The organism is Leifsonia sp. AG29, assembly GCF_009765225.1.
Taxonomy (GTDB): domain Bacteria; phylum Actinomycetota; class Actinomycetes; order Actinomycetales; family Microbacteriaceae; genus Leifsonia.
This window is the reverse complement of the sequence record NZ_VMSF01000001.1, coordinates 526263-544695: the sequence shown is the minus strand read 5'-3', so window position 1 is coordinate 544695 and position 18433 is coordinate 526263. Positions and strand designations below refer to the sequence as shown.

Annotated in this window: 19 protein-coding genes; 8 read left to right on the top strand and 11 right to left on the bottom strand. The window is 67.3% G+C overall.

Annotated features, from left to right (window positions below; translation table 11 throughout):
* Positions 1-46: 46 nt before the first annotated feature.
* From FPT20_RS02740 to FPT20_RS02720, 4 genes are all read right to left on the bottom strand, one after another.
* A complete protein-coding gene (locus tag FPT20_RS02740; RefSeq protein WP_158862332.1) occupies positions 47-1192 on the bottom strand; it encodes a UDP-N-acetylmuramate dehydrogenase in 1146 nt (381 codons plus the stop codon).
* The gene (locus tag FPT20_RS02735) at positions 1189-1614 is read right to left on the bottom strand and encodes a MaoC family dehydratase (protein WP_158862330.1); all 426 of its coding nucleotides are present in this window, start codon (positions 1612-1614) and stop codon (positions 1189-1191) included. Before FPT20_RS02735 ends, FPT20_RS02740 begins: the two co-directional genes overlap by 4 nt.
* On the bottom strand, positions 1614-2060 hold the full coding sequence (locus FPT20_RS02730; protein WP_158862328.1) for a MaoC family dehydratase N-terminal domain-containing protein: 447 nt from the start codon (positions 2058-2060) through the stop codon (positions 1614-1616). Before FPT20_RS02730 ends, FPT20_RS02735 begins: the two co-directional genes overlap by 1 nt.
* A 478-nt stretch (positions 2061-2538) precedes the next feature.
* Entirely contained in the window at positions 2539-3417 is an 879-nt protein-coding gene (locus FPT20_RS02720) for a helix-turn-helix domain-containing protein (RefSeq protein ID WP_158862326.1), read from the bottom strand.
* 178 nt (positions 3418-3595) lie between these two features.
* On the opposite strand from FPT20_RS02720, the gene FPT20_RS02715 reads away from it, so the two are divergent.
* The 5 genes from FPT20_RS02715 (at position 3596) to FPT20_RS02695 (ending at position 8417) form a co-directional block, all read left to right on the top strand.
* Complete coding sequence (locus FPT20_RS02715) at positions 3596-4375, top strand: SDR family NAD(P)-dependent oxidoreductase (protein WP_158862324.1); 780 nt, start codon at positions 3596-3598, stop codon at positions 4373-4375.
* Positions 4257-5258 (top strand): NAD(P)-dependent oxidoreductase, encoded by a 1002-nt coding sequence (locus FPT20_RS02710; RefSeq protein WP_325064781.1) that lies wholly within the window; start codon positions 4257-4259, stop codon positions 5256-5258. Before FPT20_RS02715 ends, FPT20_RS02710 begins: the two co-directional genes overlap by 119 nt.
* 148 nt (positions 5259-5406) lie before the next feature.
* Positions 5407-6030 (top strand): TetR/AcrR family transcriptional regulator, encoded by a 624-nt coding sequence (locus FPT20_RS02705; RefSeq protein ID WP_158862320.1) that lies wholly within the window; start codon positions 5407-5409, stop codon positions 6028-6030.
* A complete protein-coding gene (locus tag FPT20_RS02700) occupies positions 6023-7249 on the top strand; it encodes an MFS transporter (RefSeq protein ID WP_158862318.1) in 1227 nt (408 codons plus the stop codon). The genes FPT20_RS02705 and FPT20_RS02700 overlap by 8 nt, the downstream gene beginning before the upstream one ends.
* 19 nt (positions 7250-7268) lie before the next feature.
* Positions 7269-8417: an epoxide hydrolase family protein gene (locus tag FPT20_RS02695; protein WP_158862316.1), complete on the top strand. Its 1149-nt coding sequence runs from the start codon at positions 7269-7271 to the stop codon at positions 8415-8417.
* 51 nt (positions 8418-8468) lie between these two features.
* On the opposite strand, the gene FPT20_RS02690 is transcribed toward FPT20_RS02695, so the two are convergent.
* The gene (locus FPT20_RS02690; protein WP_158862314.1) at positions 8469-9170 is read right to left on the bottom strand and encodes a GntR family transcriptional regulator; all 702 of its coding nucleotides are present in this window, start codon (positions 9168-9170) and stop codon (positions 8469-8471) included.
* 77 nt (positions 9171-9247) lie between these two features.
* Between FPT20_RS02690 and FPT20_RS02685 the strand changes: the two genes are divergently transcribed.
* Complete coding sequence (locus FPT20_RS02685; protein WP_158862312.1) at positions 9248-9820, top strand: carboxymuconolactone decarboxylase family protein; 573 nt, start codon at positions 9248-9250, stop codon at positions 9818-9820.
* Between the two features lie 116 nt (positions 9821-9936).
* On the opposite strand, the gene FPT20_RS02680 is transcribed toward FPT20_RS02685, so the two are convergent.
* From FPT20_RS02680 to FPT20_RS02665, 4 genes are all read right to left on the bottom strand, one after another.
* Positions 9937-11901, bottom strand: coding sequence for a glycoside hydrolase family 127 protein (locus FPT20_RS02680; protein ID WP_158862310.1), 1965 nt, complete (start codon positions 11899-11901; stop codon positions 9937-9939).
* 68 nt (positions 11902-11969) lie between these two features.
* Positions 11970-12863 carry a carbohydrate ABC transporter permease gene (locus tag FPT20_RS02675; RefSeq protein ID WP_199245651.1) on the bottom strand — a complete coding sequence of 298 codons (894 nt, stop codon included), beginning with the start codon at positions 12861-12863 and terminating at the stop codon, positions 11970-11972.
* Complete coding sequence (locus tag FPT20_RS02670) at positions 12860-13801, bottom strand: carbohydrate ABC transporter permease (RefSeq protein WP_158862308.1); 942 nt, start codon at positions 13799-13801, stop codon at positions 12860-12862. The genes FPT20_RS02675 and FPT20_RS02670 overlap by 4 nt, the downstream gene beginning before the upstream one ends.
* A gap of 65 nt (positions 13802-13866) precedes the next feature.
* Complete coding sequence (locus FPT20_RS02665; protein ID WP_158862306.1) at positions 13867-15177, bottom strand: ABC transporter substrate-binding protein; 1311 nt, start codon at positions 15175-15177, stop codon at positions 13867-13869.
* A gap of 189 nt (positions 15178-15366) precedes the next feature.
* Between FPT20_RS02665 and FPT20_RS02660 the strand changes: the two genes are divergently transcribed.
* Both FPT20_RS02660 and FPT20_RS02655 read left to right on the top strand, forming a co-directional pair.
* The gene (locus FPT20_RS02660; RefSeq protein WP_158862304.1) at positions 15367-16389 is read left to right on the top strand and encodes a LacI family DNA-binding transcriptional regulator; all 1023 of its coding nucleotides are present in this window, start codon (positions 15367-15369) and stop codon (positions 16387-16389) included.
* Between the two features lie 89 nt (positions 16390-16478).
* Positions 16479-17498: a LacI family DNA-binding transcriptional regulator gene (locus tag FPT20_RS02655; protein ID WP_158862302.1), complete on the top strand. Its 1020-nt coding sequence runs from the start codon at positions 16479-16481 to the stop codon at positions 17496-17498.
* 60 nt (positions 17499-17558) lie between these two features.
* On the opposite strand, the gene FPT20_RS02650 is transcribed toward FPT20_RS02655, so the two are convergent.
* Positions 17559-17705 carry a hypothetical protein gene (locus tag FPT20_RS02650; RefSeq protein WP_158862300.1) on the bottom strand — a complete coding sequence of 49 codons (147 nt, stop codon included), beginning with the start codon at positions 17703-17705 and terminating at the stop codon, positions 17559-17561.
* Positions 17706-17790: 85 nt separating this feature from the next.
* On the bottom strand, positions 17791-18414 hold the full coding sequence (locus FPT20_RS02645) for a TetR/AcrR family transcriptional regulator (RefSeq protein ID WP_158862298.1): 624 nt from the start codon (positions 18412-18414) through the stop codon (positions 17791-17793).
* Positions 18415-18433 lie beyond the last annotated feature (19 nt).

The window sequence follows — 18433 nt, the reverse complement described above, 5'->3', positions numbered from 1 at the left end:
GAGCAGACGTGAGAGTTCTCTCAGAGAGAGCCGGAGAGCCGCCCGATCAGAGCGAGAGGCCGACGAGCACCGGCTCGGGCTGGAGGACGACGCCGAACTCCGACTGGACCCGCGCCTGAACGAACGAGGCGAGCTGTGCCACATCCGCGGCGGACGCGCCTCCCCGGTTCACGATCGCGAGGGTGTGCTTCGAGGAGATCGCCGCCCCGGAACCGGGCAAGGAGAAGCCACGACGGATCCCGGCCCGCTCGATCAGCCACGCAGCACTGAGCTTCACCCGGTAGTCGGCCGTCGCGAGCGGCGGGATGTCGAGCGGGTGCACCCCACCCGGCGGGAGCTGGATCACGGTGTCCGGCTCGGCCCCCTCCTGCGGCCAGCGGGGCGCATCCGCAGGAAGGCCGCGCGCGAAGCTCTCCGACACGATCGGATTCGTGAAGAACGAACCCGAACTGACGGAGTCCGGATCGGCCGGGTCGAGCACCATCCCCTTGGAGGAGCGCAGCGCGAGCACCGCCCGGCGCAACTCCGCGACCGAGACGCGAGCGCCGACGGGAACGCCGAGCGAGTCGGCGAGCTGGGCGTAAGCCACAGGCGCGCTCAGCGGAGCCCCCACGCCACCCGGCACCGTGCTGTCGATCAGTTCGACATCGACAGAGAGGACGATGCCCAGGACGCCCCGCTTGAGGATGGAGGTGCGGTAGCCGAGTCCGAGTTCGGCGCGCGACAGGGTGCGCACCTCTCCCGTCTCGTAGTCGAGGAAGTCAACGCCGAGGAGCGAGGCTTCCACCTCCTGCCCGTACGCGCCGATGTTCTGCACCGGCGCGGCACCGGTGGACCCGGGGATGCCGGAGAGCGCCTCGATCCCCGACCATCCGTTGCGCACCGTCAGCGCCACGAGCTCGTCCCACGGCTCGCCGGCCTCCACGCGGAGGCGCACGCGACCCTCCGGGGCCTCGAGCCGGGTGACGCCACGAGTGGCGATGCGGAGCACGGTGCCGGGGAAGCCCTCGTCGGCGGCGACCGTGTTCGAGCCTCCACCGAGCAGCAGCCAGTCGTCGCCCGAGCCCCAGACGTCGAGCGCCGCGGCGATGAGCGCCTCGCGGTCGGACGCGACGATGAGGCGCTCGGGCACTCCCCCGACCCGCATGGTGGTCAGCTCGGAGAGCGGGGTGGCGGAGGCGACGTCCGTCATGCCAGCGAGACCCGCACCTGCGCCTTGCCGAGCACGGTCTCCCCGTTGAAGGTGGTGGTGAGGTCGATCCGCGCGACGCGAGCCGCAGCGTCGAGCTGGCCCACCTTCGCGACGACCGTCACGGCCGCGGACCCATCACCGGGGACCGACACCGGCCGGGTGAACCGCACCTGGTAATCGGCTACGCGGCCCGGGTCGCCGGCCCAGTCGACGACCGGCTGGACGGACAGGCCCATGGTCAGCATGCCGTGCGCGATCACACCGGGCAGGCCGACCGAGGTCGCGATGTCGTCGCGGTAGTGGATCGGGTTGAAGTCGCCGGAGGCGCCGGCGTACCGGACGAGGGAGTCGCGGGTGAGCTCGAAGGTGCGCTCGGCGATCACATCGCCGACCGCGAGAGCATCGAAGTCGGGGGCGGCCATCAGTCGTCTCCTCTCACGACGAGGGTGGAGATCGCGGTCACGACGTGCTCGCCGCCGGCATCGACGATGACGGACTCGGCGGTCACCATGGAGTGCGCGCCGAGCGACTTCACCGAGCTGACCGTGAGCGTCGCGGTCAGTTCATCGCCCGCGACCACAGGACGGCTGAACGTGAACCGCTGATCGCCATGGACGACGCGGCTGAAGTCGATGCCCGCGTCGGGCTCAGCGAGCAGCTGGGCGAGGGTGCGCTCCTGCACGACCACCGGGAACGTCGGCGGGGCGACGAGGTCGGCGTGACCGGCGGCACGTGCAGCCTCGACATCGAAACTTGCCGGGTCGGTGGCGAAGACGGCGCGGGCGAACTCCCGGATCTTCTCGCGCCCCACGAGGTACGGCTCGGTCGGCGGGAAGGCGCGACCCTGCAGGCTGGGATTGACTGGCACCCGTCGATTCTACGGGCCGGTGTATCCCGCGCCGCAGACAGAAGAACCCCGGCGCCTCACGGTCGCCGGGGTTCTCGTGCTCGGTGCTAGCGCCTCACTGGCAGCTGTCGCACTGCAGCAGGTCCATGGGGTCGACGGGAACCGAGTAGCCGCCAACGCTGTCGTTTTCGTAGTCCATTGTGGCCTCCCCTTGAAGTGTTGTAGGCCGCGTTCCCGCGGTGTTCACCCACTATATAACCCGAATGACAGGATTGTCATTCCACTACATGTAGTGTTTTCGCCTTTTTTCTGGACATGCGCGAGATTACCCGGGACCACCGACATCAACAGCCCGCACGAGCCTCGGCATCCGCATCATCGTTGAAGGTATTTCTCACGCTTGACCGGCCTAAACGACAAAGGATTCGTGTAGTTGACACCGGATTGCGTTCGGGGCGTCGAATCTCATCTCCGCGCACCCAGGACCAGGTTTCGAGGATCAGCCGGCGTGTTGGGGCTGCCCAGCGCCCGACTCGCGTGAATCGGCCGACGGGTCGACCGCGCTGTAAGTGGCCAGGAGCGCAAGCTTGTCGGCGTTGTCCGACCCGGGCGTGGGGTGATAGATCGCCAGGACGAGCGATTGCGCTGTGTCCCCGATGACGAGCTTTTCGCGGTTGAGCGTGATCTCCCCTACCAACGGGTGGTCGAGGGTGATCGGCCAGTTCTGTCGGGCCTGGACGTCCTGGCGCGCCCAGAGCGTTCGAAAATCCTCGCTTGCTATCGAGAGTTCGCCGACTAGCTGGGCAAAGCGGGCGTCATTGGTGTTGGTGCCGACTGAGCGTCGGAAGCCGGCCACCAGGCGTGCGGCAGTGTCGTCCCAGTCGGTGTAGAGCGCCCGCTCGGCCTCGTCCAGGAACACGTCACGGAGCCTGTTCGCACCCGGGGTTATGCGAGGAGACAGGGCAGTCGCGAGCGGATTCGCTGCGAGGACGTCGAGGTAGCGGCCTTCTACGAAGGCCGGCAGGTTGATCGAGGACAGGAGGAAATTGATGGTCTCCGGCACCGTCTCCCGTCGGGGCCGTGACCGTGCCCGGCGTTCGGGTTGGTCGGTCAACGAGAGCAGATACCTGGTGCCGGTTCGATCCAGCCCGAAGACGTGGGCGAGGGCCCTGAGGACTTGCGGTGACGGGTGGCGGTCCCGTCCCTGCTCCAGGCGGAGGTAGTAGTCGGCGCTGATGCCTGCCAGGAGTGCCACCTCCGAGCGTCGGAGGCCGGGGACACGGCGGACACCGCCCGCAGGCAGCCCCACCTGCGCCGGACTCACCCGTGCACGCTGCGCACGCAGATAGTCGCCCAGCATGTTCTCTCCGGGAACCATCCGCCCAGCCTAGAACCTGGTCGTGAACGCGGTCGTGGTCCTCCGGGGACCACTGTCAGGGAGGCATACCCACCGCTTCCACGCCGCACCTAGCTTCGATATCGACCCCACCGGGCACCGACGACCCGGTCGCCGAACGCGCGTCACAGAGCCGACGCGAGAAAGCAGGAAACCCACCATGAGCGAGCTAGCTGTTGTCACCGGAGCGTCCTCCGGCATCGGTCGCGAGTACGCCCGTCGTCTGGCAGCGCACGGCGCCGATCTCATCGCGGTCGGACGCCGCCGGGAGCGCCTGGACGAACTCGCCGACGAGTTCCCGAACATCCGCGTTCACAGCGTGGTCGCGGATCTGTCCACCCCCGCTGGCATCCAGGATGTCATCCACGCCGTCGGCAGCCAGCCCGTCACGCTGCTGGTCAACAACGCCGGCGTCGCCCACTACAAACCCTTCATCGACCTGCCCGAAGAGCAAGCCGCGGAGCTGGTCGGGGTCAAGGTGCTCGCCCCCACCCTCCTGACCCGGGCGATCGCGCCCGGGATGGTGGCCCGCGGCGCCGGGCAGATCGTCAACGTCGCCGGGATGATCGCGTTCAGCGGGCCCGCCACCCTGGAGCAGGTCGGCCTCCGCCGAGCCGTCTACGCCGCGTCCCTCGCCTACACCCTCACCCTCTCGCAGACCTTGCACGCGGAGTTGTCCCCGGAAGGCGTCACCGTTCAAGCGCTCCTCCCTGGTGTGGTCGCCACCGAGTTCCACGAGCGCCAGGGCATGGACCTTTCAGCGGTACCCCGGATGAGCGCCGCCGACGTCGTCACCGCCAGCCTGCGCGGCCTGGAACTCGGTGAGACCGTCACCGCTCCCGGCGTCGAACAAGCCGACCTGCTCCAGGCCGTGTTCTCGGCCGACCTCACCGCATTCGGTGCACAGTCGCCCGAGCTGGCATCGCGCTACCGCTCCTGAAGAAGATGCTCCTGAAGAAGAAAGGACCACAGTGAGCGACTCGTCGGCACGGCGACCCCGGCCCAGGGTCGGATTCATCGGCCTCGGCGATCAGGGGCTGCCCATGGCAACCGGCATCGCAGAGAACGACTTCGAGCTCCACGTCTGGGCGCGCCGTGCCGCCTCCTTGATCCCCCTGGCGTCCACCCCGCACGTGGCGCACGACTCGGCGAGCTCACTCGCCGGCGCCGTCGACATCGTCCTGCTCTGCGTCGGCACAGACCGCGACGTGCTCCGCATCGTCCAGGAAGACCTGCTGGGTCGACTGCACCCGGGCGCGATCATCGTCAACCATGGAACCGGCACACCGAAAAACGCACGAATCCTGCACAGCCTCGGCGCTGCAGCCGGCATCGAGGTCATCGACGCTCCCGTCAGCGGCGGACGCCCCGCCGCTGAAGCACGCACCCTCACGGTGCTCGCCGGAGGCACAACATCCGCGATCGATGCAATGCAGGCAGTGTTCCACTCCTACGCCCGCAACATCGTCCACGTCGGCAGCGCCGGAGCAGGCCAAATGGCAAAGCTCTTCAACAACGCACTACTAATGCACAACCAAGCCTCGATCGCAGACATCCTGCAACTCGCCGCACAGGCAGGACTCGACCCGGTCAGCCTGGTCCACGCCCTCCGCCTCGGTTCTGCGAACAGTCGCGCGCTGGAGCTCATGAACACCATGGTGACTCCGGAAACCGTCGAACACCTCTCCGCCGTCGAGGCGCTCGACATGGACCTCTTCGACCAGGCCATGCGCGATGCCGGGATCGACGCCGCAACTGCGACCGCACGCGGACTGGCCGGCGCGAACCGGCTGCCCGAAGTCATCGAACGGTTGAACCCATGAACGACGAACCGAACACAGCAACCGCCGCTCCCGACCCGGCACGGGCGCTGGCCCCGATAGTGAATCGCCCACCCAGCCCGTGCTCCCGGAACGGGCAGGCACGCGACCGGGAATCCGGCCACTGCCGACGATGTGTACGCTTGTTCTTATGGACGCAAAGCACCGCGACGAACAGGACCGGGTGGGCCGGGGGCGACCGCGCCGTTTCGATCCGGGGCGCGGCGAGCACATCATCGAGGTCGCGTTGCAAGTCATCGTCGACAAGGGTGTCGGCGGGCTCACGCAGCGATTGGTCGCGGGCGCGGCCGATGTTCCCTTGGGGTCCGTGACCTATCACTACCCGACGAAGCGTGAGTTGGTTCGCGCGGCGTTCGCGTTGTTCGTCGAGGAGCAGACCGCTCTCTATGAGCGGATAGTCGGTGCGGCCAATACACAGGCGGAACTCTTGGAAGTCCTCGAGGGCATGGTCACCGGGGGGCCGAATCGTGAACGGGCGGGAGTTCTCGGTTTCGAGCTCCATCTCGCGGCACTGCGGGACCCTTGGCTGCGCGATCTCACCCAGCGGTGGACCGATGCCAGCCGGACGACACTCGCCCGGCTGATGGATCCGGAATCGGCGGCGGATCTCGATGCCTTCCTCGAAGGCCTCATCCTCCATTCCCTGCTGGCACCGGAGCGATCAGGCAGGCCGCCCACGCGTCGTTCCATCGCTCGATTCCTCGAGACGGTCGACGGACCGGTCGCGGGACCTCGCGAGGCGTCGGATGCGTGAGCGTTCTGCGCTGACAGCATCGCGTGTCGTTTTCGCGGCTTCCGGTGTGCTCGTCGCCAGCTGGACCTCGCGCATCCCGCAGGCATCGGCGCATCTAGGGCTCTCACCTGCGCAGCTCGGCGCGGTGCTGTTCACCCAGGCGGCGGGAGGGATCGTCGCGGCACCTCTGGCTGGCATGGTGGTGTCACGCGTGGGCACACGGAAGGCAACTCTGCTGTCGGGGCTCGTCCTCGGCACAGGGCTTGCCTGCGCGACATGCGGTACCGCCGTCTCCCTCATGCTGACCGTGGTCGGCTTGGTCGTCTTCGGCGCAGGCGTGGGCGTGGGCGACGTCGCGATGAGCGTGCATGTCGCCGCACTGGAGCAGCGCACAAACCGGTCGTTGTTGCCGCAGGCATACGGATGGTTCGGGCTCGGAAGCGTCGCCGGAGCCGCCGGTGGAGCGGCCCGCGCGGCGGGAGGCGTGACCCCACTCCCCCACCTTCTGGTTGTCGCCGTTCTCGCGGCCGGCAGCATCACGGTCGCGAGCCGCTTCTACCTGCGCTCGAAGCCGCCCTCGACTCGATCGCCCCGCGCATCCCTAGCTGCCGCGCCACCCAGATCACGAACGGCGATCGCTCTAGCCTGTATCGCGGCGGCCTTCGCCGTCGCCGAGAGCGCAGGAAGCAACTGGATCGGCGTCTCCATCACCAGAGACCATGCCGAACCAGCGCTCACCGCAGGCATCGCTTACGGCTGCCTCGTCGGCACCGTCACCCTCGTCAGACTCGTGATGCCGCTGCTGCTCCGCAATCTGCAGCTGACGACCGTGCTGCGGGCCAGCACGCTGGTCGGCATCCTCGGCGTCGTCCTCGTGAGCGTCGCGGCGACACCCGCGCTGCAGTTCGTGGCCGCCGTGGTGTGGGGCGCCGGGGTCGCGCTCGGCATCCCGACGGCACTGCAGCTCGCCGGTCGGGACCCGCGACTCGCCGCCGCTCGCATTTCGACGGTGACGACCGCCATGTACATCGCCTACCTCGCCGCGCCGCCCGCCATCGGCTTCCTCGCCGGGTCCGTCCCGACTCCCGTCGCCCTGCTCGTCGTGATACCCCTGCTCGGCGCGGCTGCGGCCCTGACCGGGATGCGCGGCTTGGCGAGGCCCGTCCGCGTCACGGACCCGCGGCGACCTACCCCCGAGCACCGGCTCGACGGGCCGAAGACCCTCATCGTCGACGACTGAACGATAACCGGAGGAAGACATGCTGTCCTCGTTCTTTTCTGATCATGAACTGTCCGAGCTCCGCGCGCGCTTGCGGGCGACACGATGGCCCGAACCCTGGCCGGAAATCCACGGCGAAGCGGGTTGGCGCGCGGGGACCGATGGGCACATCCTGCGGACACTGGTGGAGTACTGGGCAGACGGTTACGACTGGGATGCCCAGTGGTCGGCCATCGAGGCGTTGCCCTGGCACTCCATCGATCTCGGCGAGACCCCGGTCGCGTACCTCCGGTTCGACGCGGAGCGCGAGGAACGCCTCCCGATCATCCTCACGAACGGCTGGCCGAGCAGCGCCCTGGAGCTCGTGGGCATCGCAGAGCGGCTGGCGAGGCCGTCCCGCTTCGGGGGCGATCCCGGAACGTCGATGACGGTGATCATCCCGGCCCTACCCGGATTCCCCTTCTCTCCGCAACGGCCGTCGCTTCCCAGCACCACGGTGGACACGGGGCTCCGTGAGCAGACCCATGAGCTCTGGCATCGGCTGATGACCGCGCTGGGGTTCGGACGGTACCTCGCGCACGGAGGCGATCTCGGAGCCGGCATCACCTCCCGTCTGGCACAGGCACATCCGGACGCGGTGGCCGGCATCCACCTGCTCTCTGTCGCCGCGCCTGCGCACGTCGACGAGGACACGCTCACGTCGGAGGAGCGGGAACACCTGAAGCGTGTCGATGCTTGGCTGGCCGCCGAAGGCGGATACCAGCATCAGCAGCAGACCAGGCCACTCACGCTCGCACCGGCGCTTTCGGATTCACCCGCAGGACTCCTCTCGTGGATCCTCGAGAAGCATCGGGCCTGGAGCGACTGCGAGGGTGACGTCTTCTCCCGCTTCAGCCCGGATTATCTGCTGACGCTGGCCTCGGTGTACTGGTTCAGCAACTCGATCGGCACATCCTTCCGCCCCTATTGGGAGTACGCAGCAGGGCTGCTGCCGCGCGTCGAGCGCGTGGCGGTCCCGACGGCCGTCGCGTTGTTCCCGCACGACCTTGCGAGTCCTCCGCGCAGCTGGGCCGAGCGGACCTACAACGTCACTCGATTCACCCGCATGCCGAGCGGCGGTCATTTCGCACCGCACGAAGAGCCGGGTCTGCTCGCGGCCGATATCACCGAATTCGCAACTGCACTCTAGGCGCCGCAACAGGGCTACAGGGTCATGCTGAGGACTGCTGTCTTACCCCGGTCAGGGTTCAGTCGTCGACGATGAGTGTCTTCCGAGAGGCGGTTCCGTCGGGCCGTGCTCGGGCGGTGCGAGGTGTGAGAGCAAGCGATGCAAGACGGAGTCGAGGCTGCTCCGGAGGCGGGCCGAGTTCGCGGCGACAGCAGCGGCCCCGAGACCTGCCTCGAGCGCGATCGCAACGCTCTGACGTTGCACGCAGGAGGCCTGGAGGCGCCCGGAGTCCGTAGCCGCCAGGCGACGCAACCGATGGACCCTGCCCATGAGTCCGGCGATGAGGGATGCGATGACCGGGCTGTCCGCTGCGTTCAGCACGGCTGCGTCGAATCGTGCAGAGCAGGAAGCCACCGCCTCTGCGTCCGCAGCCCTGCTTGCGAGGGCGCCGAACTCGTTCGCAAAGCTCGCAAATGCGGCCGTGCGGGTCGATTCGGCGGCTAGCCGCAATGCATACGACTCGAGCGCGTCGCGTGCCTGATAGATGGCGACGGCGTGCTCCGCCGTCACGGGTGAGACCACAGCGCCCCGCCCCGGCTCCTGGTCGACGAGTCCCTCGCCGCGAAGGCGAGCGAGCGCATCCCGGAGCGGCGTCCGTGACACCCCGATGCTCGCAGCGAGTTCGGCCTCCACCAGATGTGTGCCGGGCGGCAGCGCCCACGAGGTGATCTGCTGACTCAGCGTCTCGTATGCAAGCAAGCCTTGATCGACCATCACCCGATTGTATCGAACTGCATACGGGGTGTATACCAGAACGGTATACAGTCCGTATACCGAACGAAAGGACAACCATGGCTCGTCCGACCCCGCCCACCACTCACGTCGTCGTCCCACTGCCCGACGACGACGAATTGCGCGCCGCCCTCGGCCCCGACGCCGACCTGGCGACGCAGCTCAACGTCGGCAAGATGTTCGCCGGCACGGGCAGCTTCTTCCCCGTGCTGGTCCAGCTTGTGAGCGCCGTCTTCACGACGCCTGACATCGACGGCCGGCACCGGGAGACGATCATCCTGCGAGCAGCAATGCGCATGGACTCCGCTTACGAGTGGCAGGCGAACGAGGTGATGGCCCGCAACGTCGGGCTCACCGACGATGAGATCGACGCGATCGCGGGTGACCGCGACCTCGATGCGCTCGACCCGGAACTATCGCTCCTCTGCCGCGCGGCCGACGAGGCGTACACGGGCCACACGCTGAATGATGCCACCCTCGGAGAAATGCTCGACGCATTCGGCGCGACGCTGACCCGCCGGTATGCCGTCGTGCTCGGGTGGTTCTCGATGCTCAGTCTGTTCCTCAACATCACGAGAGTGCCTCTCGAGACCTCTGACAAGATCGGAGGTCGCACCTCCCCGCTTGCGTGACCTCGCGGCGGCAGGGGGCTGAGAGACGGCGCCCTGCCGCCACCACGACGGCAGGGCCACGACCTCCCGGAGCCCCTCGACGTCGGATCTGGCGGCGGCGCCGTATCCGCTCCCGGTCACGCGGGCGATGCCTCCAGCGGGATGAAGATGCGCATGACCGACGGGCCGCGGTTCGCCCAGAGGGCGTACGGGATCGCCGTGAGTTCGACTTCCGTGCCGTCGCTGGGGGGCGCCTCCTCCAGCCGCTTCCATCCGGTGTCGCGCCACTGGGCGTCCTGACGAGCGCGGCCCCTCACTGTGATCAAGGCCGAGGCCTGACCCAGGAAGTCCTCGCGGATGTGTTCGGTCATGACGGGATCGCGGAGCAGTTCCACATGGTTGAGGTCGACGATCGGGTCCTGATCGACGCTCTCGAACGCGTACACGACCGGACCCCGCTCGATGGCGACGGCACCGCGTACGGCGTCGACGGCGGGATGCGCGACCGTCAGCCGCGGCTCCATCGGAACGATGAAGGTGATGACGTCGCCGGGCACCCATACGCGGGAGACCCGGGCGTACCCCTTCTCGGTGATCGAGTAGCCGCTGGAGATGCCGTTGATGGTCAGCTCGGGACGGCCCGCCCATTCGGGGACCCGGAACTCGAGCGCCCATTCGCTGCCCATCGTCTCCTGCACGGTGACGTCGATGAAGCCGTCGAGGGGATAGCGCGTATCGACCTCGAGACGCACCGCCCCGGCGTTCAGCTCCGTCTCGATGCTCACCGGGAGGAACTGGTGCAGCTGGACCGCGGTGCCCGTGGCGGTGCTGACATACGCTCCCAGCGACGCGATGGTCCGCATGATGTTCGGGGGGCAGCACGCGCACTCGAACCAGGCGGGCCGGGTGCCGGGCGCATCGGCGCGGTCCGGCCGGGTGTTGGTCGGGGCGGCTTCGAGTGCTGTGCGTCTTTGAGCGGGATTGTTGTAGAAGAAGCCCTTGCGGTCGACGGCCGTCGATGCGGCGAACAGGTTGTAGAGCGCCCGCTCGATCGCGTCGGCGAATCTCGACTCGCCCGTCAGGAGGAGGAGGCGCCAACTGACCATGATGTTGCCGATCGTGGCGCAGGTCTCCCCGTATGCGAGGTCCGGCGGAAGTTCGTAGGGGTCCCCGAACGCCTCCCCGATGAAGCGCGATCCGACGGCACCGTTCAGGTACGTCTTCGTGGCGGTCATCGACTCCCATTGGGTGATCGCCGCCGAGAGCAGCGCTTCCTCGCCGGTCTCGATGGCGATGTCCACGACGCCGGCGAGGAGGTAGATGGCGCGAACCGCGTGTCCGACGACGGTGGTCTCCTCTCGCACGGGGGTGGCGTCCTGGTAGTAGGGGCTGTCCCCGAAGTTCGTGGTGTCCAGCGTCCGGTAGCCGCGAACGTCCACGAGCTGCTGCGCGAGATCGAGGTACGTGCGATTCCCGGTTTCCCGGTAGAGCTCGACGAGGGCCATCTCGATCTCCTCGTGACCGTCCGTATCGGAGCGGCGGCCGTCGCCGAAGTCGGCGACGACGACATCGGCAGCGGCGACGGCGATATCGAAGAGCTCGGAGCGCCCGGTCGAGCGCCGATGCGCGATCCCGGCCTGGATGAGGTGACCGATGCAGTAGAGCTCGTGGCTCTTGACCAGGTTGTCCCAGCGGACGTCCATGCCCGCTTGCACGAACGAGTTGATGTAGCCGTCCGGTGCTTGGGCGCGACGGATGATGTCCGAGATGTCGCCGACCAGCTCGGCCAGCTCCGGCGAATCCTCCCGGCCCAGGTCCCAGGCGACCGCCTCCAGAGCCTTGTAGAGATCCGAGTCGGTGAACCACGGCCCCCGGCGCTCCGGCCTCCCGGAACCGGACGGGTCGAGCCGGCGCAGGTTGTCGACCGTGCCGTCGCGCTCCAACCAGTGGAAGGAGTGCGGTGTCGTCACGGCGCGGTTATCGCGCTGCCAGTCTGCCCACACGCCGCTGCGGATCGTCACAGCATCGAGGCCGAGCGGTTGCACGGCCAGGCGATCGGTGGCGGCGGGCAGAACGGGCGAGACGTGACGGCTGGTCTTCACGAAGAGATCTCCTTGGTGGGTGTTCGGTAGATGGCGGGAGGACGAGGGCGGCTTCGCTTGCTGGAGGGTCATCCGCGCAGCGCTCCGTTCACGAGTCCCGAGACGTAGTAGCGCTGCAAGGCGAGATAGAGCAGCAGTACGGGCACGATGGTGATGACGACGCCCGCTTGGAGCGACCCGTAGTCCACCGCGCCGTACTGGCCCGTAGACAGTCCGACCAGCATCAACGGGAGGGTGTACTGCGAGCCGTCGTTCAAGAAGATCAGCGGTGCGAGGAACTCGTTCCACGAAGCCAGGAACGAGAACAGGGCGACGGTCACCACTCCGGGCACGACGAGCCTCAGCGAGATGAACCGAAGCGCTCCGACCGGCCCGCACCCGTCGACCAGCGCCGCTTCCTCGAGTTCGCGCGGAATCGACTCGAAGCTGTTGCGCATGAGGAAGACGCCGAACGGCATCTGGAACATGATCAAGGTCAGGGCGAGCCCGACCACGGAGTTGGTGAGGTGCAACCAGCCGAGGACGATGTAGAGCGGGATGAGGATGGTGGCGTAGGGGACCATCAGGATCAGCAGGGTGGTCCCGAACAGGAGCGACTTGCCGCGGAACCGGAATCTGGCGAACCCGTAACCGGCGAGGACCGTCACGACGACGGTTCCGATCACGACGAGGATCGAGAGGGACAGGCTGTTCCACAGATACACGGCGATCCCGTTTCCGTAGTTCGCCAGCTTGGCGTAGCTCTCGAGCGAGAAGCTGTGCGGGAACCACGTGGGGTCGGCCTGATTCGCCTCCGCCGACGTCTTGAACGAATTGAGGGTCGCCCACAGGATCGGCATCAGGAAGACGGCCGCGAGGATCCCGCTGAACAGATGGTAGGACCCGCCGGCGACCAGGCGTCGCGAGCGGCGACCGGGACGTCGAGAGGTTCGCGACGCCGGCTGCGTTGCTGTGGTGGTCACTTGTCTTCCTTCTCCCGGAGGAACATGAGCTGGATGCCGTTGAGGATCACGAGAGCGATCAGCAGGATGATCGAGAGCGCAGCGGCTTTGCCGAGGTCGAACTTCGCGAACGCCGTGTCGTAGATGGCCATGACGAGGGTGATGGTGCTGTTGTCCGGCCCGCCGTGGATGAGCACCTGGAATTGGTCGAACGCGAGCAGCGAACCGGTGATCGAGAGGATCAGCAACAGGGCGAGCGTGGGACGGAGGTAGGGCAGCGTGATGTAGCGGAGGCGCTGGAGGGTGGAGGCGCCGTCCATCCGGGCCGCCTCGTAGAGCTCCGCGGGCACGGCCTGCAGCCCGACCAGCAGCACGATCACCTGGAAGCCGATGAACTTCCACACCACGAGGGTGAGGGTGGTGAAGAGCGCCTGCCCCGGCGTGTCCAGGAATCCCCAGGGTCCCTTGCCGAACCCCAGAGCCTGCAGGAGCGTGTTCGCGATGCCGTTCTGGTCGTTGACCGCTGCGAACCAGATGAGCGCGGCGGATGCCGTGCCGACGACGTAAGGGAGGAAGAAGGCCGTGCGATAGAACTTCGCGCCGCGGCGACGCGAGTTCGAAACCGCGACGAGCACGAAGGAGACGCCGAAGATGACGACCGTGGCCAGCACCGTGTAGATCAGGGTGAACGTTATCGCTCCGGTGAAGAGCGTGTTCTCGGGGATGGCTTGATAATTCGCGAGGCCGTTCGGTGTCGGGCCGCCGAGCAGAGGCCAGTTCTGGAACGACATGAAGATGAGGACGCCCAGTGGGATGAGGAACAGCACGGTGACGATGAGCGTCAACGGAGCGACGAAGAGCATCCCCAGTCCTGGGCGGGAGGTGAGAGTGGATCTGCGCCTCCGAGTCGGGGCGACCGGGGCCTTCGCCCGGATGTCCTCGGAAGATGTTGCGATCATGATGTGACTCCGATCCGGTAGCGCGACCGTGTGCGCGCGGTCACCCGCGCGCACACGGTGCGGGGCTACTGAGCCTGCGCGAGACCTGTGTCGAACGACTTCTGAGCGGTCGTCAGCGCGTTGCTGTCGCCGTTGAAGACGTAGTCTCGGATCCCCTTCAGCCAGGGGCCCGTGGCGTCGTTCACCAGCGACCCGTACGCGGTCGAGGACGGGGTGTACCCGGTGGCCTCCCCCTTGATGGCAGCGACCACCGCGGGGTTCGTCGAGCTGTACTTGTTCTCGGCCAGGTCGACCCGCGAGGGGAGGTTGCCCGCCTTGGCGAGCACGTTCACCTGTGCGTCCTCGCCGAGCGTCCACTGGAGGAAGTCCCAGGCCTGGGCGGCGTGGGTGGAGTTCTTGCTGATCCCTGCGACATCGCCTCCGATGAACGCGGAGGTCTCCGATCCGTCGGGAGCGGGAAGGCCGGCCTCCCCGTAGGTGATCTTCGCCTGCTGCGCCGGAGTGAAGTTGAAGTTGCCGATGGGGATGATGCCGATCTTGCCGGCGTTGAACAGCTTGGTCCAGTTGGTGCCGTCGTCCGACTTGGCACTCGGCGGCACGATGCCCTCGTCGAAGAGCTTCTTGTAGAGATCCAGCGTCGCCTTCATCGGAGCGGTGTCGATCTGCGCCTTCTTGCCGTCGTCGATGAACGGCGGCTTACCCGCGGCAGACAGGTACGGCATCATCGTGTACGCGTTGCATCCGGCGCAGTTCCCGGCGAAGTAGAACCCGTAGGTGTCGCCGCCCACCTTGTCGCGGATGGCCTTCGCGTCGTTGTAGATGTCCGTGAAATCCTTCGGCCCCTTGTCCGGGTCCAGTCCCGCCTTGCTGAACAGGTCCTTGTTGTACATGATCAGCGACGAGTCGACCACCAGCGGGGTGCCGTAGATCTTCCCGTCCTTGCTCGCCGCATCGGTGTGCGCGTGCGAGAGCTTGCCGTAGAACGGAAGGCCTTTGACCTGCGACGTGATGTCCTGGAACAGTCCCTGCTTCACGTAGTTGGGCGAGTAGACGACGTCTGCGGCCAGGATGTCCGGCAGCCCGTTCGAGCCCGCGGCCGCGCCGACCTTGGTCTGGTAGCTGTTGGTGGGGATCACCGTGAGCTTGACCTTGTTCTTGTGGGTCTTGTTGTACTCGTTCACCAGCGTTTGCGCGATGTTGCCGTTGGCGTCGCGCGCCCACATGGTGAGCGACGTGCCGTCGTCCGGCTTGCTGGCGGACTGCGCAGGTGCGCTCTGCGAGCAGCCCGCGAGCGCGACCGCGGCCACGGCCACGGTCGCCGCGATCCCTGCAGCGCGCGCTACCCGCAACGGGATGCGGTGGGCACTTGATGCCATTTCGTTTCTCCTTTGAAAGAAGGGTGCTTCGCCTCGTGTCGCCAGCCGCTCTCATTCGGAAATTCCGGCTAACGATTTCTGAATGCTATTTGGCCGTTTGCATCGATGTCAAGGATGAAATTAGCCAAAGACTTGCGGAAACGTTTCCGACTGTGTAGCGTGACTCCTCACCCTCTCGAATGGAGTCCGATGCCGTCCGCAGCCCCGAGGAAGAATCCGACCGTCGCGGACGTCGCATCCCTGGCCGGTGTCTCTCCGGGCACCGTCTCCAAGGCACTGAACGGCCGCGGCGACCTTCGGCAGGCCACGCGCGAGAAGGTGCTCGCAGCAGCCGAACAGCTGGGCTTCCAACCCAATCTCATGGCGCGCGGGCTCCTCTCCGGTCGCACGTACATCGTGGGCGTGCTGACCACGGACAGCATCGGCCGGTTCACCATCCCCCTCCTGACGGGAGCCGAAGATGCGCTCGGCGCTGGGCAGATGTCCATGCTCCTCTGCGAGAGCCGGGGAGATCCCATCAGGGAGCAGCATTACCTTCGCGTCCTGCTCGCTCGTCGGGTCGACGGCATCATCGTGACCGGGCGCTCGAGCGACCGGCGCCCCTCGCTCGGGCAGGACTTCCCCGTCCCGGTGGTCTATGCGCTCGTCGAATCCGACGACCCACGCGACCTGTCGATCCTCCATGACGATGAGGACGGCGCCGCGCAGGCCGTGCAGCACCTTCTGGACACGGGAAGGCGACGCATCGCGCACGTGACCGGCCCCCCGCACCACGTCGCCGTCCGCCACAGGCTGGCAGGCGTGGAGCGCGTTCTGTCGCAGGCCGGCGAGAGCCTCGTCGGCGGCGGCGCGTTGTTCGGCGAATGGAGCGAGGAGTGGGGCCGGGAGGCCGCGCTGCGTCTACTGCGCTCGGGCGCTGAGTTCGATGGCGTGTTCTGCGCCAGCGATCAGATAGCGCGCGGGCTCGGCGACGGTTTGCGGGAGAACGGCGTCGAGGTCCCCCGCGAGGTCGGCATCGTCGGGGTGGACAACTGGGACGTCATGGTCAATGCAGCTCGACCCCCGCTGACCACCGTGGATCTCCAACTGTCGGAATTGGGCAACGTCGCGGCGACCCGGCTGCTTGCCGCCATCGCTGGGGAGCCCGCCGCGGGCGGAATCGAACGTGTGCCCTGTCGGCTCATCCAACGGCAGTCCACCGCCATCAGCTGACTCGGCGTCCCCTCGCCTCGTGCATCGATAGAATTCTCCGATACCGCGCGGTACACCGAACGCACGGTCATGCGGGAAGGCGAGCGCCGATGGCGACGACGATCTATGACGTGGCACGGCACGCCGGAGTGTCGCCTCGTACCGTGTCGAACGTGGTCAACGGATACGTCCACGTGTCGGATGAGATGCGAACGCGCGTCAAGCGCTCCATCGATGCGCTCGGTTACCGTCCGAACCTCCTGGCGCGAGGGTTGCGATCGGGGAAGACCGGGATCATCACCCTCGCGCTGCCAGAGCTCGCCGTCCCCTACTTCTCCGAGCTCTCGTCGGCCATCATCACGTCGCTGGCCAGCCGCGACTACACCGTGAACGTCCGCCAGACCGACGGCTCAGCCGAAGCCGAACGACGCCTCCTCCGTGAGCGTGAGCATCCCCGGATGTTCGACGGTCTGATCTTCAGCCCGCTGGGCATCTCGTGGGAGGAACTGTCCGAGGCGGTGCACAGCTCTCCACAGCCCATGGTCCTCCTCGGTGAGCAGGTGGAGGAGGGCACCGTCGACCATGTCTTCGTCGACAACGTGGCCGCGTCCGCTGACGCGACGGAGCACCTCCTCTCGCTCGGGCGTCGTCGGGTGGCCGCGATCGGGAGCCAGCCGACGGCCGGCAACAAGACGGCCGAACTGCGTGTGACGGGCTACCGCCAGGCCCTCGGCTCGGCCGGGATTCGCCCCGACCCGCGTCTCATCGTCGACGCGGACGTCTACCACCGGGAGGCCGGCTTCGCGGCCATGCGGTCCTTGCTGGATTCGGGGGCCGTTCCCGACGCCGTGTTCTGCTTCAACGATCTTCTGGCCATCGGCGCGATGCGGGCGATACTCCTCGCAGGTCTTCGCGTGCCGGAGGACATTGCCGTCGTCGGGTTCGACGGGATCGACGAGGGAGGCTTCGCTACGCCGAGCCTGACCACGATCGCCCCCGACAAGGGAGCGATCGCGCGCCTCGCGGTCGACCGTCTGCTGGCGAGGATCGACGGGGAGGAACTTCCTGCGTCGTCGATCCAGGCCCCGTACCGCCTGATCGTGCGCGAGAGCACGAACGGTCGCCCCTGAACAGGGACGGGAAGCCCGACGAGGGTGGGGCCGCATGGGCGACCCCACCCTCCTCCTCGGTCAGTGCTGCACGACCTGGACGTGCCTCCACTGGGCGGTGGTGTTGAAGGTGCGCACGCCGATCGCCCCTGCCGACGTCGTCGTGCAGCCGCTGTCCGTATAGCTGAACGAGACGGAGTCTCCTCCCGCACTGGGCACTCCGGTCACGGTTATGGTGCAGCCGGCGAATCCATGCATCGATGCAAGACGCATTTCGGCACCGGAGCGGCTCGGTGAGAGCGCCGCTCTGCGATCAGCGCGGCCGGGCTCCCGCGAAGGCGTTGCTGACGAATTCGTCGACGAGACGATCGTCGAGAGGCTCGTCGAGCAGCAGCAACCGGTGGTAACAGGCCCCCCAGAGCTGGTCGACAAGGATCTCGAGCGAGACGTCCTGCCGGATCTGGCCGCGCGACTTGGCGACCGCGAGCACCTCCACAGCTTCTTGGCGCCGGGGCCGGGAATACGCCTCCACGAAGGCCGCGCGCAGAGCCGGATCCGTCTGTGCCGCACCGATGAGCTCGCGGACCGCGCGACCCGCCGGCTCGACGGTCATCAGGCGGGCGAACGCGTGGAGCTGAGTCCGCACGTCGCTCTCGATGTCCCCCGTGTCGACGAAGTCGAGGTCCCGCTTGACGCTCGCGAAGTAGGCCTCGGCCGCGAGAGCACCGCGCGTGGGCCACCACTTGTGCAACGTGGTCCGGCTGGCCCCGGATTCGGCCGAGACGCGGTCGAAGGTGACGGCGCCGAGCCCCTCCGCGAAGAGCAACCCGGCCGCCGAGGCGAGGATCTCCGCCCGCACCTCCGCCGACGGCCGCCGCCCGCGTCCGGGTCGAGGCTGCGCGTGCTCTTCTCCTAGTGATGTGGACACAGCGTCCATTATGCCCTATCCTCTTTGT